This window comes from Streptomyces tamarix, assembly GCF_032423885.1.
GTDB classification, from domain to species: domain Bacteria; phylum Actinomycetota; class Actinomycetes; order Streptomycetales; family Streptomycetaceae; genus Streptomyces; species Streptomyces tamarix.
On the sequence record NZ_JAWCTQ010000010.1, the window covers coordinates 70,279 to 87,044 of the forward strand.

The window sequence follows — 16,766 nt, forward strand, 5'->3', positions numbered from 1 at the left end:
CCGACCGGCCGCGATCCGCTGCGAGCTGACACGGCCGCGCCCCCGCCGGGACGGGCGGGGGCGCGGACCGGGGCCGGCCCCGGCCGGGCGGGGGTCACCGAACCGGACGGGGCCGGACGGGAATCACCGGACCGGAGGGGGCCGGCCCCGGCCGGGCGTGGACCACCGGACCGGACGAGGCCGGACCGGACAAGGCCGGGCGTGGATCACCGGACCGGCGCCACCGACAGGCCGCCGTCCACGCGGTCCACGCGGACCGTGTCCCCGTCCTGGATCTCGCCGGACAGGATCTCCCGCGCCATGCGGTCCCCGATGGCCGTCTGGACCAGACGGCGCAGCGGCCGCGCCCCGTACGCCGGGTCGTTGCCCTCGTCGGCGAGCCACTCCAGGGCCGCCGGGGTGACGTCCAGCGTGAGGCGGCGCTCCGCGAGGCGGCGGGCCAGCCGGCCGGTCTGGAGCCGGGCGATGTGGGCCAGCTCGTCGCGGGTGAGCGCCGAGAAGACCACGATGTCGTCCAGCCGGTTCAGGAACTCCGGCTTGAAGGAGGCGCGGACCACCTCCAGGACCTGCTCCCGCTTCTCGGCCTCCGTCGTCGTCGGCTCCATCAGGAACTGGCTGCCCAGGTTGGACGTGAGCACCAGGATCGTGTTGCGGAAGTCGACCGTGCGGCCCTGCCCGTCCGTGAGCCGGCCGTCGTCGAGGACCTGGAGGAGGATGTCGAAGACCTCCGGGTGGGCCTTCTCCACCTCGTCCAGCAGGATCACGCTGTACGGGCGGCGGCGCACGGCCTCCGTGAGCTGGCCGCCCTCCTCGTATCCGACGTAGCCGGGGGGCGCGCCGACGAGACGGGCGACGGAGTGCTTCTCGCCGTACTCCGACATGTCGATGCGGACCATCGCCCGCTCGTCGTCGAAGAGGAAGTCCGCGAGCGCCTTGGCCAGCTCCGTCTTGCCGACGCCGGTCGGGCCGAGGAAGAGGAACGAGCCGGTCGGCCGGTCGGGGTCGGCGATGCCCGCGCGCGTACGGCGCACGGCGTCCGAGACGGCCCGGACGGCCTCCGTCTGCCCGATCAGGCGCGTGCCGAGCTCCTCCTCCATGCGGAGCAGCTTCTGCGTCTCGCCCTCCAGGAGCCGCCCGGCGGGGATGCCGGTCCAGGAGCCGACGACGTCCGCGATGTCGTCGGGGCCGACCTCCTCCTTGACCATCTTGTCCGCGCCGCCGGTCCCCGTCCTGGCGGCCTCCTGCTCGGCCTCCGTCGCCGCGGCCAGCTCCCGCTCGACGGCCGGGATCTCCCCGTACAGCAGCTTGGAGGCCGTGTCGAAGTCGCCGTCGCGCTGGGCCCGCTCGGCCTGGCCGCGCAGGTCGTCGAGGCGCTCCTTCAGCTCACCGACGCGGTTGAGGCCCTGCTTCTCCTTCTCCCAGCGGGCGGTCAGGCCGCGCAGCTCCTCCTCCTTGTCGGCGAGGTCGCGGCGCAGCTTCTCCAGGCGCTGGACGGAACCGGGGTCGGTCTCGTTCTTCAGCGCCAGCTCCTCCATGCGGAGGCGGTCGACGGCGCGCTGCAGCTCGTCGATCTCCACGGGCGACGAGTCGATCTCCATCCGGAGGCGCGACGCCGCCTCGTCGACGAGGTCGATCGCCTTGTCGGGGAGGAAGCGGGAGGTGATGTACCGGTCGGAGAGCGTCGCGGCGGCGACCAGCGCCGAGTCCGCGATCTGCACCTTGTGGTGGGCCTCGTACCGGCCCTTCAGGCCGCGCAGGATGGCGATCGTGTCCTCGACGGTCGGCTCCGCGACCAGGACCTGCTGGAAGCGGCGCTCCAGCGCCGGGTCCTTCTCGATGCGCTCGCGGTACTCGTCGAGCGTGGTCGCGCCGACCATGCGCAGCTCGCCGCGGGCCAGCATGGGCTTGAGCATGTTGCCCGCGTCCATGGCGGAGTCGCCGCCGGCGCCGGCGCCGACGACCGTGTGCAGCTCGTCGATGAAAGTGATGACCTGGCCGTCGCTCTCCTTGATCTCGGAGAGGACGCTCTTGAGGCGCTCCTCGAACTCGCCGCGGTACTTCGCCCCGGCGACCATGGCGCCCAGGTCGAGGGCGACGAGCCGCTTGTCGCGCAGCGACTCGGGGACGTCGCCCTTCACGATGCGCTGGGCGAGGCCCTCGACGACGGCGGTCTTGCCGACGCCGGGCTCGCCGATGAGGACGGGGTTGTTCTTGGTGCGCCGCGACAGGACCTGCACGACGCGGCGGATCTCCTGGTCACGGCCGATGACCGGGTCGAGCTTGCCCTCGCGGGCGGCGGCCGTGAAGTCCGTGCCGAACTTCTCCAGCGCCTTGTACTGGCCCTCCGGGTCCGGCGTGGTGACCCGGCGCGTGCCGCGGGACCTGGTGAAGGCCGCCAGCAGCTTCTTCGCGTCGGCGCCCTGCCGGGTGAGCAGCTCGCCGGCCGGCCCGCCCTTGGCGGCGACGCCGATGAGCAGGTGCTCCGTCGACAGGTACTCGTCACCGAGCTCGCGGGCGCGGGCCTGGGCGTCGGCGATGACGGCCAGCAGGTCGCGGTTGGGCTGCGGCGGGGCGACCGTCGACCCGGTGACGCTCGGGAGGCCGGCGAGGATCCGCTCGGCGCCGGAGCGCACGGCGGCCTGGTCTGCCTCGACGGCGGCGAGCAGGTCGACGAGGTTCTCGTTGTCCTGGCCGGAGAGCAGCGCCAGCAGCAGGTGCGCCGGGGTCAGGTCCGGGTGTCCGTCGGACACGGCGCGGCTGGTGGCGGCGTTGAGCGCGTCCCGGCTCTTGTTGGTCAGCTCGGCGTCCACTTGTGCTTGGTCCTCCTCGGCTGCTGGATGCGTACGTACCGGCTATGACTCAGCCAACGTCCACAAACTTGAGTCTATTCCACTCAAGGTGATGAGGGCCAGCAGTCGCCGGTAGGTTCCGACCCATGGCCATTGACCTGCGCGATCCCCACCCCTCCTACGTCAGCTTCTGGCGGGAGCGGCACATGTGCACCCTGACGACCCTCCGCCCGGACGGCACCCCGCACGTCGTGGCGGTGGGCGTGACGTACGACCCGGAGGGCGGCGAGAAGGGGATCGCGCGTGTGATCACCAACAGGAACAGCCGGAAGGTGGCCAACGTCCTGGCCGCCGGCCCCGACGGCGCGCGGGTCGCCGTGTGCCAGGTGGACGCGGGGCGGTGGGCGACCCTGGAGGGCCGCGCGGTGGTCCGCACGGAGCCGGACGCCGTCGCGGACGCCGTCGCCCGGTACGCGGAGCGGTACGGGCGCACGCCGGCGCCGAACCCGGATCGGGTCGTGATCGAGATCACCCTCACCCGGGCCATGGGGCGCGCCTAACGACCACGCGGCGCCGCGGGCGCGGTCCGCCCCCGTGCGCGCGCAGCACAGCGGCGCCATCGTGTTTCAGGTCCACGATGGCGCCGCTGTGTGGGGGAAGCACCTGAGCGATCTACAACGACGGGGGAACCGCTCAGGCGCTGCGGGGGGTGGCTGTGGTGGTCTCGGCCTCGACGAGCTGGTGGTCACGCTGGTCGAGGTTGACGAAAATCATTCCGTAGCGAATGGCGCAGCGGACGGGCTGCGGCGCGCCGCGCGGCCGACGGAGGCACCGGTAGGCGCGGATGTCCTCGTCCTCTCCGCGGGTGATGACGATCGGCTCGCCGAAGAGGGTGACCATCAACGAATCGCCACCCTGCGGCACGGCGGTGACGAGGTCGATGAAGTGCCACCCGGATCGGTAGGCGGACGCCATCTCGCGGCGGAAGCGGGAGTCGTCGGGGACGTTCATGCGACGACACCCGTCGGCGCGGAGTCGGCGCTCTCCCAGGAGGGCTCGCCGAAGGTCGACGGGGCAACCTCCCACGAGGGCTCGCGCGGGGCCGTCGGTCCGACCTCCCACGAGGGCTCACCTGCGACGACGCTGCCCGTGGACACCGTATCCCACGACGGCTCGCCGCTGAGGGCGGCGACACCGCACGCGGCCGCCGCGGCGACAGCTATGGCGCTAAGTGCACGAACCATCCTGGTCATGGACGATCTCCACCTCTTTTTGTCCTTACCTCCTCCCCCGCGCCTATGACGATGGCTCACTCCGAACGCTTCCACCAGCCGATACAGGCATCATGTTCCTGAAATACAGGACCCTGAGGGGGGTGCAGATGCCGTCGAAGGTGGACAATCCGGAAACCGGGCACAGTCATGACGAGCTGTGCGAAGCCGGAAAGCACCTGTACGCGGCCGCCCTGCGTGCCGGCCGGATAGCCCGCTCCGAGGTCGGCGCGGCGCCCTGCCTCATCGACCTCGCCCTGCTGCATCCGGATCCGGACGATCCGCAGTGGCTTCGGCCCGTCCCTCCGTCCATCGCCCTCAACCAGCTGATACACCCCATCGAGCGGGAGATCCAGCAACGACGGCAGCGGGCGCTGTCATTGGCCGATGCATTCGAGCCGTTCATGACGATCCCCGCGGCGGCCCCCAGCACGAGCGACGCGATCAACGTCCTCGAAGGACTCGCCGTCATCAACGCCGAACTCGACCGCGTGACGGACGAGTGCGCGGTCGAACTCCTCACCATCCAGCCCGGCAGCGGACGCAAACCCGAGACTGTCAAGGCCGCCCTGCGCCGGGTGGAGCCCCTCCTCGGCCGCGGTGTCCGAATGCGGACCCTCTACCAGCACACGGCCCGGCACCACTCGGCGACCATGGGGTACGTCGAGCGGATCACGCCGTACGGGCTGGAGGTGCGCACGCTGGAGGAGATCATCGACCGGCTGATCATCGTCGACCGCAAGGTCGCCTTCATCCCGGCCCGCAGCGACCGCCAGGTCGCGCTGGAGCTGCGGCACGAGGGGCTCGTGCAGTACCTCGTCGGCGTCTTCGAGCAGTTCTGGCTGCACGGCATCCCCTGGGAGGAGGAGGTCGTCGCCTACACGCCCGCCCTCAACGGGATAAGCGGCATCCAGCGCTCCATCGCCAAGCTCCTCGTCGAGGGCCACGTCGACGAGGCCATCGCCCGCCGCCTCGGCATGAACGTCCGCACCTGCCGCGCCCACATAGCCAAGCTCGCGTCCACGCTCGGCAGCGGCAGCCGCGCCCAGCTCGGCTACCTCATCGCCCGGTCCGGCATCCTCGACCAGGAGCCCGGCCAGGGGCAGGACCAGGAGCAGGTCCGCTGCCACGACTGACGGCCCCCGACCCCGGCGGCCACCCGGACCCGGCGCACCCGCCCGGCGGCCACCCGACCCCGGCGCACTCGCAGTCCCGGCACACCCCACAGCTCCGGCGCGGCATAGTTCCGGCGCGTCGTGGGCCCGGCGCGTCGCAGGCCCGGCGCGTCGTGGGCCCGGTGCGTCGTGGGCCCGGTGCGTCGTGGGCCCGGTGCGTCGTGGGCCCGGCGCACCCGCCCGACGGGCACCCGGCCCCGGCGGCCATCCGGCCCGGTGACCCGGCCGGTGGCCTTCCGACCCCGGCACGCCGCAGCCTGGGCGCGTCGCGGCCTCGGCGCGTCGCAGGCCCGGCGCACCCACCCAGCGGCCATCCGGCCCCAACGCGTCACAGCCCCGGCGCACCCGTCGCTCCAGAGCGTCGCAGCCCGGTGCACCCGGCCGCCCCGGCACTCCGGCACCCGCCACCCCGGCGCGTCGCCGCCCCGCTACGTGCCGCCCTCCGGCGTCCAGGGCGTGACCTCCACGGCGTCGGTGGTGCCCAGGTCCAGCGGCCCGTCGTGCGGGGCGACCGTCTGAGCGGCGGCCCCCCGGCCGGGCGTGACCCGCAGGTACGCGCCGTTCGTCGCCGTGACGTCCGACCGCGTCACCGTGTTCCGCCACAGGATCCCCGACCGTGCCCGCTGCCCCGGCCGCAGCACGAACGTCGAACGGGTCGCCCCGCCGTCCACCGCGTCCGTGCCGAGGCGCACGGTCACGTCGAGCTCCTCGCGCTCCGCGTCCAGTACGGCCACCTCCGGGTAGCCGCTCACCTCGAACGGCCGGCCGCCGCAGTTGTCGAGGAACACGGACAGCGCCCGCAGCCCCAGGGCGGTCTCCGTGGCCCCCAGCGTGACCCGTACGCCCGACCCCGGGCACGCGCCCGCCGAGGGCCCCGCGGGCGCGGAGAGGCCCGGTACGGGTGCCGAGGGCGGCGGGGACGCCGCGTCCGGCGCCGCCCCGCCCGCCGAACACCCCGCGGTCACCACCGTGACCACCGCCGCGGCCGTGACCACCGCGCTCCCCCTCGTACGCATCCCCGGATCATCGCACGGGAAAGGCCCCCTCCTCGGAGGGGGCCTTCCAGGTCCTGCCGGCGCTTCCGGGCGCTCGCCGCCACGGGGTACGGGAGTGCGGGACTACTCGCCGCCGCGCTTTCCGGCCGGCCGCCACACGACCAACGCACTGGTCTGCTGCACGTCCTGATAGGGCACCAGGTCCCGCCGGTACGAGGCGTGCACCTGCGCCTCGCGCTGACGCATCGCCACCGCCGCGCCCTCCAGGGCCGCGGTCAGCTCGGCCACCCGGGCCTCCAGCGCGGTGACCTGGTTCTCCAGCTCGATGATGCGCTTGATCCCGGCCAGGTTGATGCCCTCGTCCTGCGACAACTGCTGCACCTGCCGGAGCAGCTCGATGTCGCGGGCCGAGTAGCGCCGGCCCCGGCCGGCCGTACGGTCCGGGGAGACGAGCCCCAGGCGGTCGTACTGGCGCAGCGTCTGCGGGTGCAGCCCGCTGAGCTGCGCCGCCACCGAAATGACGTACACCGGGGTCTCGTCGGTCAGTTCGTACGGGTTGCGTCGGCGTGCGTCCATTGCCTCAAGCCCCCTTCGCGGCCTGGAACAGCTCCGCCCGCGGGTCCTCTCCCGCGGTAGCTTGACGGTACGTCTCCAGGGCCTCGCGCGCCTTGTCGTTCAACTCCTTCGGCACGGCGACCTCGACCGTGACCAGCAGGTCGCCACGCGTGCCGTCCTTGCGGACCGCGCCCTTGCCCCGGGCCCGCATCGTACGGCCGTTGGGCGTACCGGCGGGGATCTTCAGCGTGACCGGCGGTCCGCCGAGGGTCGGCACCCTGATCTCGCCGCCGAGCGCCGCCTCCACGAACGAGACGGGCACGGTGACGGTGAGGTTGTCGCCCTTCCGGCCGAAGACCGGGTGCGCGCCGACGTGGACGACCACGTACAGGTCGCCGGGCGGACCGCCCCGCTCGCCGGGCGCACCCTTGCCGCGCAGCCTGATCCGCTGCCCGTCGGAGACACCCGCCGGGATGCGGACCTGCATGGTGCGCGAGGACTTGGCGCGGCCACTGCCGTGGCACACCTCGCACGGGTCCTGGGCGATCAGCCCGCGGCCCTTGCAGTCCACGCACGGGTCGGTCAGCGAGAAGCCGCCGCCCGAGCCGCGCGACACCTGGCCGGTGCCGACGCACGTCGGGCAGACCCGCGGCGTGCCGTGCTTGTCGCCCGTGCCGGAACAGGCCTGACAGGGCTGCTGGCTGGACATGCGCAGCGGGACGGTGGCGCCGTCGACCGCCTCGGTGAAGCTGAGCGTCACCTCGGACTCGACGTCCTGACCGCGGCGCGGCTGCGTCCGGGTGCCCGTGGCGCCGCCCCGGTTGAACAGGCCGCCGAAGACGTCCCCGAGCCCGCCGCCGAAGCCGCCGGCGCCGCCCGCCCCGCCCTGGCCGCCGAACAGGTCGCCCAGGTCGAAGTTGAACGTGCCGCCCGCGCCACCGGGCCCGGGCCGGAAGCCGCCGTTGCCGAAGAGGGCGCGCGCCTCGTCGTACTCCTTGCGCTTCTTGGGGTCGCCGAGGACGTCGTTCGCCTCGGAGATCTCCTTGAAGCGGGCCTCCGCGGCGGTGTCGCCCTTGTTGGCGTCCGGGTGGAACTCGCGGGCGAGCTTCCGGTACGCCTTCTTGATCTCGGCTTCGGTCGCGTCCTTGGGGACGCCGAGGACCTTGTAGTAGTCCTTCTCGACGAAGTCCTTCGTACTCATCGACGTCCCTCCTCCCGGACGATCACTGCGTCAGCCCCGGGGCCGGCGGTCCTGCGACCGCCGGCCCTGTGGCTGTCAGCCCTCCTCGGGGCCACCGTTCTCCTCGTCGGCCGACTGCTCTTCCTTCGGAGCCGGCGCGGCACCCGGCTGGGGCTCGGCGACGGCGACACGTGCGGGACGGATGGTCCGCTCGCCGATCCGGTACCCCGGCTGGAGGATCGCCACGCAGGTCGTCTCGGTGACGTCCGGCGCGTACGAGTGCATCAGCGCCTCGTGCACGGTCGGGTCGAAGGGCTCGCCCTCCTTGCCGAACTGCTGGAGGCCCATCTTCGCGACGACGGTCTCCAGCGACTCGGCGACCGACTTGAAGCCGCCGACCAGCTCGCCGTGCTCCCGCGCCCGGCCGATGTCGTCGAGCACGGGCAGCAGCTCGCTCAGGAGGTTCGCGACGGCGACCTCCTTGACCGCGACCCGGTCCCGCTCGACCCGGCGGCGGTAGTTCTGGTACTCGGCCTGGAGCCGCTGGAGGTCCGCGGTGCGCTCGGCGAGCGCGGTGCGGGCCTGGTCCAGCTGGGCGGTCAGGCCGACGGACTGGTCCGTCTGGTTCGCGTCCCCGGCCGGGGCCGCCGCGCCCTCCTCGACGGGAGGGTTCTCGGCGGCCTCGACGGCGTCGTCGGAGGTGGCGCCGGAGGGGACGTCGGGCTTCTCCTCGAAGCCCGGGGTCTCCTCCGTCATGCGGCCCCACCCTTCGGCTTCTCGTCGTCGACGATCTCGGCGTCGATCACGTCGTCGTCGGCCCTGGCGCCCTCGGCGCCCGCCTGGGCACCGCCCGCCGCCTGGCCGGCCTGCGCGTCGGCGTACATGGCCTGGCCGAGCTTCTGGGAGACGGCCGCGACCTTCTCGGTGGCGGTGCGGATCTCCGCGGTGTCCTCGCCCTTCAGCTTCTCCTTGAGCTCGTTCACCGCCGCCTCGACCTCGGTCTTGATCTCGCCCGGGACCTTGTCGGCGTTGTCGGTGAGGAACTTCTCGGTCTGGTAGACGAGCTGCTCGCCCTGGTTGCGCGTCTCGGCGGCCTCGCGGCGCTTGTGGTCCTCCTCCGCGTACCGCTCGGCCTCCTCACGCATCCGGTCGACCTCGTCCTTCGGGAGCGAGGAGCCGCCGGTGACGGTCATCTTCTGCTCCTTCCCGGTGCCGAGGTCCTTGGCGGTGACGTGCATGATGCCGTTGGCGTCGATGTCGAAGGAGACCTCGATCTGCGGGACGCCGCGCGGAGCCGGCGGGAGACCGGTCAGCTCGAACATGCCGAGCTTCTTGTTGTACGCCGCGATCTCGCGCTCGCCCTGGTAGACCTGGATCTGCACGGACGGCTGGTTGTCCTCCGCCGTCGTGAAGATCTCGGAGCGCTTCGTCGGGATCGTCGTGTTGCGCTCGATCAGCTTGGTCATGATGCCGCCCTTGGTCTCGATGCCGAGGGACAGCGGGGTCACGTCGAGGAGCAGGACGTCCTTGACCTCGCCCTTGAGGACACCGGCCTGGAGCGAGGCGCCGATCGCGACGACCTCGTCCGGGTTCACGCCCTTGTTGGCCTCCTTGCCGCCGGTCAGCTCCTTGACGAGCTCGGCGACGGCCGGCATGCGGGTCGAGCCGCCGACGAGGACGACGTGGTCGATCTCGGAGAGCTGGATGCCCGCGTCCTTGATCACGTTGTGGAACGGGATCTTGCAGCGCTCCAGCAGGTCGGCGGTGAGCTGCTGGAACTGGGCGCGCGTGAGCTTCTCGTCCAGGTGCAGCGGGCCCTCGGCGGACGCCGTGATGTAGGGGAGGTTGATCGACGTCTCGGTGGACGAGGACAGCTCGATCTTCGCCTTCTCGGCGGCCTCGCGGAGGCGCTGGAGCGCCATCTTGTCCTTGGAGAGGTCCACGCCGTGGCCGCTCTGGAACTGCTTGACCAGGTAGTCGACGACGCGCTGGTCCCAGTCGTCGCCACCGAGGTGGTTGTCGCCGTTGGTGGCCTTCACCTCGACGACGCCGTCGCCGATCTCCAGCAGCGAGACGTCGAAGGTGCCGCCGCCGAGGTCGAAGACGAGGATCGTCTGGTCGTCCTTGTCGAGGCCGTACGCCAGGGCGGCGGCGGTCGGCTCGTTGACGATGCGCAGGACGTTCAGGCCCGCGATCTCGCCGGCCTCCTTGGTGGCCTGGCGCTCGGAGTCGTTGAAGTACGCCGGGACGGTGATGACCGCGTCCGTGACCTTCTCGCCCAGGTACGCCTCGGCGTCCCGCTTCAGCTTCTGCAGGATGAACGCGGAGATCTGCTGCGGGTTGAAGTTCTTCCCGTCCAGCTCGATCTTCCAGTCCGTGCCCATGTGGCGCTTGACCGAGCGGATGGTCCGGTCGACGTTGGTGACGGCCTGCCGCTTGGCGACCTCACCGACGAGGACCTCGCCGTTCTTGGCGAAGGCGACGACGGACGGCGTGGTCCTGGCGCCCTCGGCGTTGGTGATGACGGTGGGCTCGCCGCCTTCCAGAACGCTGACGACGGAGTTAGTCGTGCCCAGGTCGATGCCGACCGCACGTGCCATTTCGATTCCTCCAGCTGACTTGAGTGGAACAGACTCAAGGATGCACCACTCACCCATCGCGGTCAACAGACCTGAGTCAATCCGACTCAAGTTTTATCCCGCCCTTATGCGCAACACGCGGTGCGTCGCACCCGGCGCCGGCGACCGCCCGCCCCTATCGTTCTGCCCGTCGGGTCATTCCGCCCATAAGCAACTTCCAGCGCCTTCCACACTTTCTACGCTTCATTCGCTTCTCGGGCACATTCCGCCATCCGGGTTGTGCCACCTCAACGCCACGACGTCCCCCTCACCCCGCCATGACCCCCAGAACGGTCAGGTGTCGCGCCATGCACCCCAAGCGCATCCTGGATCTGGCCCTCGGCTGCACCCTCCTCGCCCTCGCCGCCCCCGCGCTCCTCACCGCCGCGGCCGTCCGCGCCCTCCTCCGCCCGCCCGGCGGCGTCCTCGTACGGGAAGCGGCGACCGGTCTGCACGGCCGGACGTTCACGCTGCGCACCCTGCCGATCCGCCTCCTGCGCCTCGACGCGCTGTCGCGGCTGACCCACGTCGTGGGGGGCGAGATGTCGCTCGTGGGGCCCGCGCCGCTGCCACCGGGCTCCCCCGGCGCCGACGCGGCGTGGCGGCAGCTCGTCAAGCCGGGGCTGACGGGGCTGGCGCAGGTGAAGCGGGGCTCCGAGCTCCCGTGGGACGAACCCCTGCTGCTGGACCAGCACTACGTGGAGCACCATGGGATGGGACTGGACGCGGCTTTGCTCCTCCGTACGCCCGCGGCCCTGATCAGCGCCTCGCGGCGTCGGGGGCGATGAGCGGCGGTCAGGCTCACCTGAGCGACGCAGATCACCGCGTACGCGGCTACAGTGCGGCGGAATAACTGGGTACGCTCAGCATCGAACCCATTAAGTTACCGCTTAGTAGTGCTGGATCCCCCACCTCGCAGGCCCGAGGAGCCCCCATGCAACTCGCCGCGATCATTGTGTCGCTGACCCTGACCGTGGTCGGCGTTGCGCTCTTTGCCCGAGCGATCGCGCACATCTACCGGTTCGTGAGGCTCGGCCAGCCCGTGCCGGCCGGCAGCCGCACCGACGACTGGAAGGCCCGCACGGTCACCGTGGTCCGGGAGTTCCTCGGCCACACCCGGATGAACCGCTGGGGGATCGTCGGCTTCGCGCACTGGTTCGTCGCGGTCGGCTTCCTCACCCTGCCGCCCACGCTGGCGCAGGCGTACGGGCAGCTCTTCCAGGCCGACTGGACCCTGCCCGTCATCGGCGGCTTCCTGCCGTTCGAGATGTACACCGAGCTGATCGGCCTGCTGACGGTCCTCGGCATCGCCGTCCTCATCGTGATCCGGCTGCTGAGCCTGCCGTCCCGCCCCGGCCGCAAGTCGCGCTTCACCGGCTCCAAGGCGTGGCAGGCGTACTTCGTCGAGTACGTCATCCTCACCATCGGCGTGGTCATCCTGGTCCTGCGCGGCCTGGAGGGCGCGCTGCACCACGTCGACTCGTACGACCCGGCCTACTTCGTGTCGTACCCGCTCGTCCTCGCCTTCGACGGACTGAGCACCGGCACCCTGCAGAACCTGGTCTACTTCGCCGCCATGGTGAAGATCAGCGTCTCCCTGATCTGGATGATCACGGTCTCGCTCAACACCAACATGGGCATCGCCTGGCACCGCTTCCTCGGCTTCCCCAACATCTGGTTCAAGCGCAACGCCACCGGCGAGACCGCGCTGGGCGCCCTGCTGCCGATGACGTCCGGCGGCAAGGAGATCGACTTCGAGACCGTCTTCGACGACGAGGAGGGCGCGGAGGAGACCGTCTTCGGCGTCTCCCAGGTCGAGCACTTCTCCTGGAAGGGCATCCTCGACTTCTCGACGTGCACCGAGTGCGGCCGCTGCCAGTCGCAGTGCCCGGCCTGGAACACGGGCAAGCCGCTCTCCCCGAAGCTCCTGATCATGTCGCTGCGCGACCACGCGCACGCCAAGGCGCCGTACCTGCTCGCCGGCGGCGGCAAGACCATGGAGGGCGAGGAGAAGGCGTCCGAGGAGGCCCTGAAGGACGTCCCCGCCTCCGCCCTCGCCGAGGCCGAGCGCCCGCTGATCGGCACCGCCGAGGAGAACGGCGTCATCGACCCGGACGTCCTGTGGTCCTGCACCACCTGCGGCGCCTGCGTCGAGCAGTGCCCCGTCGACATCGAGCACGTCGACCACATCGTCGACATGCGCCGCTACCAGGTGATGATCGAGTCCGCGTTCCCGTCCGAGGCGGGCACGATGCTCAAGAACCTGGAGAAGAAGGGCAACCCCTGGGGCCTGGCCAAGAAGCAGCGCGTCGAGTGGACCAAGGAGGTCGACTTCGAGGTCCCGATCGTCGGCAAGGACATCGAGGACCTGTCGGAGGTCGACTACCTGTACTGGGTCGGCTGCGCCGGCGCCCTGGAGGACCGCGCCAAGAAGACCACCAAGGCCTTCGCGGAGCTGCTGCACATGGCGGGCGTCAAGTTCGCGATCATGGGCGGTGACGAGAAGTGCACCGGTGACTCCGCCCGCCGCCTGGGCAACGAGCCGCTGTTCCAGCAGCTCGGCCAGGAGAACGTCGCGATGCTGAACATGGCGTTCGGCGAGACCCTCGACGAGGACGGCGGGGTGGACGAGTCGACGAAGAAGCCCAAGGCGTCGAAGAAGATCGTCGCGACCTGCCCGCACTGCTTCAACACGATCGCGAACGAGTACCCGCAGCTGGGCGGCGAGTTCGAGGTCATCCACCACACGCAGCTGCTCCAGCACCTCATCGACGAGGGCCGGCTCGTCCCGGTGACCCCGGTCGACGGCCTGATCACCTACCACGACCCGTGCTACCTGGGCCGGCACAACAAGGTCTACACGCCGCCGCGCGAGATCATGACCGCCGTCCCCGGCCTGCGCCAGCAGGAGATGCACCGCCACAAGGAGCGCGGCTTCTGCTGCGGCGCCGGCGGCGCGCGGATGTGGATGGAGGAGCGCATCGGCAAGCGCATCAACACCGAGCGCGTCGACGAGGCCCTGTCGCTCAACCCGGACATCGTGTCCACCGCCTGCCCGTTCTGCCTGGTCATGCTGACCGACTCGGTCAACGGCAAGAAGAACGAGGGCCAGGCCAAGGAGTCGCTCCAGGTCGTGGACGTGGCGCAGCTCCTCCTGGAGTCGGTGAGGACCCCGGCGCCCGAGGCCCCGGAGTCCGACGCGACCCCGGAGCCGGAGCCGGCCCAGTAGCACCACGCACCCGGTACCCCGGTGCCGGCCGACGGAACGGCCGGGTCCGCCCTGCGGAGGGCGGACCCGGCCGTTTTGTCGTCGGACGCGTCCCCTAGGGGATGTCACAGCTCAGCAGCAAAGAGGGCCCGGTGAACGGCCGCGTACGTCCGTGCGCGCGGAACCGGGTACGTTCGTAGACGTGGCTGGATTCAGGATCGGACGCGGCCGGGGCAACCGCACCCCGCGCCAACAAGGGCAGCAGCCCCCGCACCCGCGGCAGGGACCGTACGGCAACGGCAACGGCGACACGCCCGTACCGCCGTCGTACGGGGCGCCGCAGCAGTGGCCGCGGGACGGCCGCACGCACGGCGAACCGGAGTACTTCGGCGACCCCTACCAGCAGCAGGCCGCCCCGCACCCTCACCACCCCCACCACCAGCAGCCCCAGCAGCCGTACGCCCCCCACGCGCACACCGCGAACAACCCGGGCCACACCCAGGTGTTCAGCGTCCACGAGGACCCGTACGGCCCGCCGGACACCTACCGGGCGGGTGCCGCCGCCCCCTCGGGCCCGCGCCTGCCGTGGCAGCAGCTCCTGACCGGCATCGTGCTGCGCCCCGGCCCGACGTTCTGGCAGATGCGCGACCACGCGGTCTGGCTGCCGGCGCTGACGGTGACCTTCGTGTACGGCCTGCTGGCGCTGTTCGGCTTCGACAAGGCCCGCGAGGAGACGATCAACGCGACCCTGTCGGCGGCGATCCCGTCCGTCCTGGTCACCGGGGTCATGTTCGTCGTCGGCGGTCTGATCCTGGGCGCGGTGACCCACACCCTGGCCCGCCAGCTGGGCGGCACCGGGGCGTGGCAGCCGACGGTGGGCCTGTCGATGCTGATCATGTCGATGACGGACGCCCCGCGCCTGCTGTTCGCGATGTTCCTGGGCGGCGAGAACGCCCTGGTGCAGGTGATCGGCTGGCTGTCGTGGCTGGCGGCGGGCGCGCTGTTCACGTCCATGGTGAGCAAGTCCCACGACCTGCCGTGGCCGAAGGCCCTGGGCGCGTCGGCGATCCAGTTGGTGGCGCTGCTGTCGCTGATCAAGCTGGGAACGCTGTAGGAACCCGCCACGAGGAGCCGGAAAGGGCCCGGGGTCGCGAAGACCCCGGGCCCTTTCCCTTTTCCCGCTTCTCTCTTTCCTGCTTCCGCGCTTCCCGTCCCTGCGCCCCTCAGGACTCCAGGGCTTCAAGGCTCCCAGGGGCTTCAAGGCTTGGGGGCTCAGCGCCCTCAGGCGTCGAGGACCTGCCCGGAACGCCGGACGACGGGCTTCTCGACGCTCCAGGGGAAGTTGATCCAGTCGTCGGTGCGCTTCCAGACGTACTCGCACTTCACGAGGGAGTGGGACTTCTCGTAGATGACGGCGGACCGGACCTCGGCGACGTGGTCGAGGCAGAAGTCGTGGACGAGCTTCAGGGTCTTCCCGGTGTCGGCGACGTCGTCGGCGATCAGGACCTTCTTGTTGCTGAAGTCGATCGCGTTCGGGACGGGCGCGAGCATCACCGGCATTTCCAAAGTGGTGCCGACACCCGTGTAGAACTCCACGTTCACGAGGTGGATGTTCTTGCAGTCGAGCGCGTAGGCGAGCCCGCCGGCCACGAAGACACCGCCGCGGGCGATGGAGAGCACGACATCCGGCTCGTAGCCGTCGTCCGCGACGGTCTGGGCGAGCTCGCGCACCGCGCGCCCGAACCCTTCGTACGTGAGGTTCTCCCGTACAGAACTCATGCTCACACCTGCGTCCGATGGAAGTTCTGGAAGGACCGCGAGGCCGTGGGCCCGCGCTGCCCCTGGTACCGGGACCCGTACCGATCGCTGCCGTACGGGAACTCGGCCGGCGAGCTGAGCCGGAACATGCACAGCTGGCCGATCTTCATCCCCGGCCACAGCTTGATCGGCAGGGTCGCGAGGTTCGACAGTTCCAGGGTCACATGTCCGGAGAACCCGGGGTCGATGAAACCCGCGGTCGAATGCGTGACGAGGCCGAGCCGCCCGAGGGAGCTCTTGCCCTCCAGCCGGGAGGCGATGTCCTCGGGCAGGGAGATGACCTCGTACGTCGAGGCGAGCACGAACTCGCCGGGGTGGAGGATGAACGCCTCGTCCCCGTCCGGCTCCACCAGCCGGGTGAGATCGGCCTGCTCCACGGCGGGGTCGATGTGGGGGTAGCGGTGGTTCTCGAACACCCGGAAGTAGCGGTCGAGCCGCACGTCGATGCTCGAGGGCTGCACCATGGATTCGTCGTACGGATCGATCCGCACCCGTCCGGATTCGATCTCGGCCCGGATGTCCTTGTCTGAGAGAAGCACGCCCCGAGGATACGCAGAGCGCGCGGGCCCGCCCCAATCGGACGGCCCCCGCGCGCCTCCCCACCAGGAACGACGGGACGGTACGGGCTACGGGCCGCTAGGCCCGCCCGGCCGCCCCCGCAGGCACGGGAACGGCGTTCCGCAGCCGCGCGCACCGGGGACAGCGAATGAGCCGCCCGGGCCCGATCCGGCCGGCACCGAGGTTCTGCATCGGGAACGTCGCGGTACTGAACACGTGCCCTTCGGCACACCGGACGACGGTTCGCTCCATGGTGTCCATCAAGCCCTTTCCCAACAAGCGGTGGACGAGACAGCCACATTAGGGGATCAACAGGACACCACTCCAGGCGGCACTCCGCCCCCCACCTTATGCCCCAACTCCCCACCCGAAACCGCCGGATCACCCCGCCCGACACACGAGAAACCCCCGGCGCGACACACCAGGGGCTGCAGATGAGGTACAGTGAGCGACGATGCGGCCCGGTCCTCCGGCCGCCGCGCGGGTGTAGTTTAATGGTAGAACATGAGCTTCCCAAGCTCAGAGCGCGGGTTCGATTCCCGTCACCCGCTCCATGCAGAAGGCCCAGGTCGATGACCCGGGCCTTATCTGTTGTCTGG

The 16,766-nt window shown here is 70.9% G+C and carries 16 protein-coding genes and 1 tRNA gene; 6 read left to right on the forward strand and 11 right to left on the reverse strand.

Translation table 11 applies throughout. From position 1 onward, the window contains the following. Positions 1 to 206: 206 nt before the first annotated feature. The gene (gene clpB / locus RND61_RS10745; protein ID WP_315877626.1) at positions 207 to 2,810 is read right to left on the reverse strand and encodes an ATP-dependent chaperone ClpB; all 2,604 of its coding nucleotides are present in this window, start codon (positions 2,808 to 2,810) and stop codon (positions 207 to 209) included. 125 nt (positions 2,811 to 2,935) lie between these two features. Between clpB and RND61_RS10750 the strand changes: the two genes are divergently transcribed. Then, the gene (locus RND61_RS10750; RefSeq protein WP_315877627.1) at positions 2,936 to 3,349 is read left to right on the forward strand and encodes a pyridoxamine 5'-phosphate oxidase family protein; all 414 of its coding nucleotides are present in this window, start codon (positions 2,936 to 2,938) and stop codon (positions 3,347 to 3,349) included. A gap of 133 nt (positions 3,350 to 3,482) precedes the next feature. Here the strand turns inward: RND61_RS10750 and RND61_RS10755 are convergent, their stop codons facing one another. Both RND61_RS10755 and RND61_RS10760 read right to left on the reverse strand, forming a co-directional pair. Beyond that, positions 3,483 to 3,800, reverse strand: a complete 318-nt coding sequence (locus RND61_RS10755) for a Rieske (2Fe-2S) protein (RefSeq protein WP_023587884.1) — start codon at positions 3,798 to 3,800, stop codon at positions 3,483 to 3,485. Beyond that, positions 3,797 to 4,042 carry a hypothetical protein gene (locus tag RND61_RS10760; protein ID WP_315877628.1) on the reverse strand — a complete coding sequence of 82 codons (246 nt, stop codon included), beginning with the start codon at positions 4,040 to 4,042 and terminating at the stop codon, positions 3,797 to 3,799. The genes RND61_RS10755 and RND61_RS10760 overlap by 4 nt, the downstream gene beginning before the upstream one ends. A gap of 92 nt (positions 4,043 to 4,134) precedes the next feature. Here RND61_RS10760 and RND61_RS10765 point away from each other — a divergent pair, with 92 nt between their 5' ends. Continuing rightward, the gene (locus RND61_RS10765; protein WP_315877629.1) at positions 4,135 to 5,196 is read left to right on the forward strand and encodes a helix-turn-helix transcriptional regulator; all 1,062 of its coding nucleotides are present in this window, start codon (positions 4,135 to 4,137) and stop codon (positions 5,194 to 5,196) included. Between the two features lie 467 nt (positions 5,197 to 5,663). On the opposite strand, the gene RND61_RS10770 is transcribed toward RND61_RS10765, so the two are convergent. The 5 genes from RND61_RS10770 to dnaK all read right to left on the reverse strand — a co-directional run bounded on the left by RND61_RS10770 (position 5,664) and on the right by dnaK (position 10,565). Next, positions 5,664 to 6,251 (reverse strand): DUF4232 domain-containing protein, encoded by a 588-nt coding sequence (locus tag RND61_RS10770; protein ID WP_315877630.1) that lies wholly within the window; start codon positions 6,249 to 6,251, stop codon positions 5,664 to 5,666. Positions 6,252 to 6,353: 102 nt separating this feature from the next. Beyond that, positions 6,354 to 6,806: a heat shock protein transcriptional repressor HspR gene (locus tag RND61_RS10775; RefSeq protein WP_315877631.1), complete on the reverse strand. Its 453-nt coding sequence runs from the start codon at positions 6,804 to 6,806 to the stop codon at positions 6,354 to 6,356. A gap of 4 nt (positions 6,807 to 6,810) precedes the next feature. After that, the gene (dnaJ, locus tag RND61_RS10780) at positions 6,811 to 7,986 is read right to left on the reverse strand and encodes a molecular chaperone DnaJ (RefSeq protein ID WP_315877632.1); all 1,176 of its coding nucleotides are present in this window, start codon (positions 7,984 to 7,986) and stop codon (positions 6,811 to 6,813) included. 75 nt (positions 7,987 to 8,061) lie between these two features. After that, positions 8,062 to 8,721, reverse strand: a complete 660-nt coding sequence (grpE, locus tag RND61_RS10785; protein WP_315877633.1) for a nucleotide exchange factor GrpE — start codon at positions 8,719 to 8,721, stop codon at positions 8,062 to 8,064. After that, a complete protein-coding gene (dnaK, locus tag RND61_RS10790) occupies positions 8,718 to 10,565 on the reverse strand; it encodes a molecular chaperone DnaK (protein ID WP_315877634.1) in 1,848 nt (615 codons plus the stop codon). Before dnaK ends, grpE begins: the two co-directional genes overlap by 4 nt. 326 nt (positions 10,566 to 10,891) lie before the next feature. Between dnaK and RND61_RS10795 the strand changes: the two genes are divergently transcribed. The 3 genes from RND61_RS10795 (at position 10,892) to RND61_RS10805 (ending at position 14,905) form a co-directional block, all read left to right on the forward strand. After that, complete coding sequence (locus RND61_RS10795) at positions 10,892 to 11,371, forward strand: sugar transferase (RefSeq protein ID WP_315877635.1); 480 nt, start codon at positions 10,892 to 10,894, stop codon at positions 11,369 to 11,371. Positions 11,372 to 11,517: 146 nt separating this feature from the next. After that, entirely contained in the window at positions 11,518 to 13,812 is a 2,295-nt protein-coding gene (locus tag RND61_RS10800; protein WP_315877636.1) for a (Fe-S)-binding protein, read from the forward strand. Positions 13,813 to 13,993: 181 nt separating this feature from the next. Continuing rightward, positions 13,994 to 14,905 (forward strand): Yip1 family protein, encoded by a 912-nt coding sequence (locus RND61_RS10805; RefSeq protein ID WP_315877637.1) that lies wholly within the window; start codon positions 13,994 to 13,996, stop codon positions 14,903 to 14,905. Positions 14,906 to 15,072: 167 nt separating this feature from the next. On the opposite strand, the gene RND61_RS10810 is transcribed toward RND61_RS10805, so the two are convergent. The 3 genes from RND61_RS10810 to RND61_RS10820 form a co-directional block, all read right to left on the reverse strand. Then, positions 15,073 to 15,570 (reverse strand): phosphoribosyltransferase, encoded by a 498-nt coding sequence (locus tag RND61_RS10810; RefSeq protein ID WP_315877638.1) that lies wholly within the window; start codon positions 15,568 to 15,570, stop codon positions 15,073 to 15,075. A 2-nt stretch (positions 15,571 to 15,572) separates the two neighbouring features. After that, entirely contained in the window at positions 15,573 to 16,148 is a 576-nt protein-coding gene (gene dcd, locus RND61_RS10815; RefSeq protein WP_315877639.1) for a dCTP deaminase, read from the reverse strand. A gap of 97 nt (positions 16,149 to 16,245) precedes the next feature. Then, on the reverse strand, positions 16,246 to 16,428 hold the full coding sequence (locus tag RND61_RS10820) for a hypothetical protein (protein WP_315877640.1): 183 nt from the start codon (positions 16,426 to 16,428) through the stop codon (positions 16,246 to 16,248). Positions 16,429 to 16,647: 219 nt separating this feature from the next. Between RND61_RS10820 and RND61_RS10825 the strand changes: the two genes are divergently transcribed. Continuing rightward, positions 16,648 to 16,721, forward strand: a tRNA-Gly gene (locus RND61_RS10825). Positions 16,722 to 16,766 lie beyond the last annotated feature (45 nt).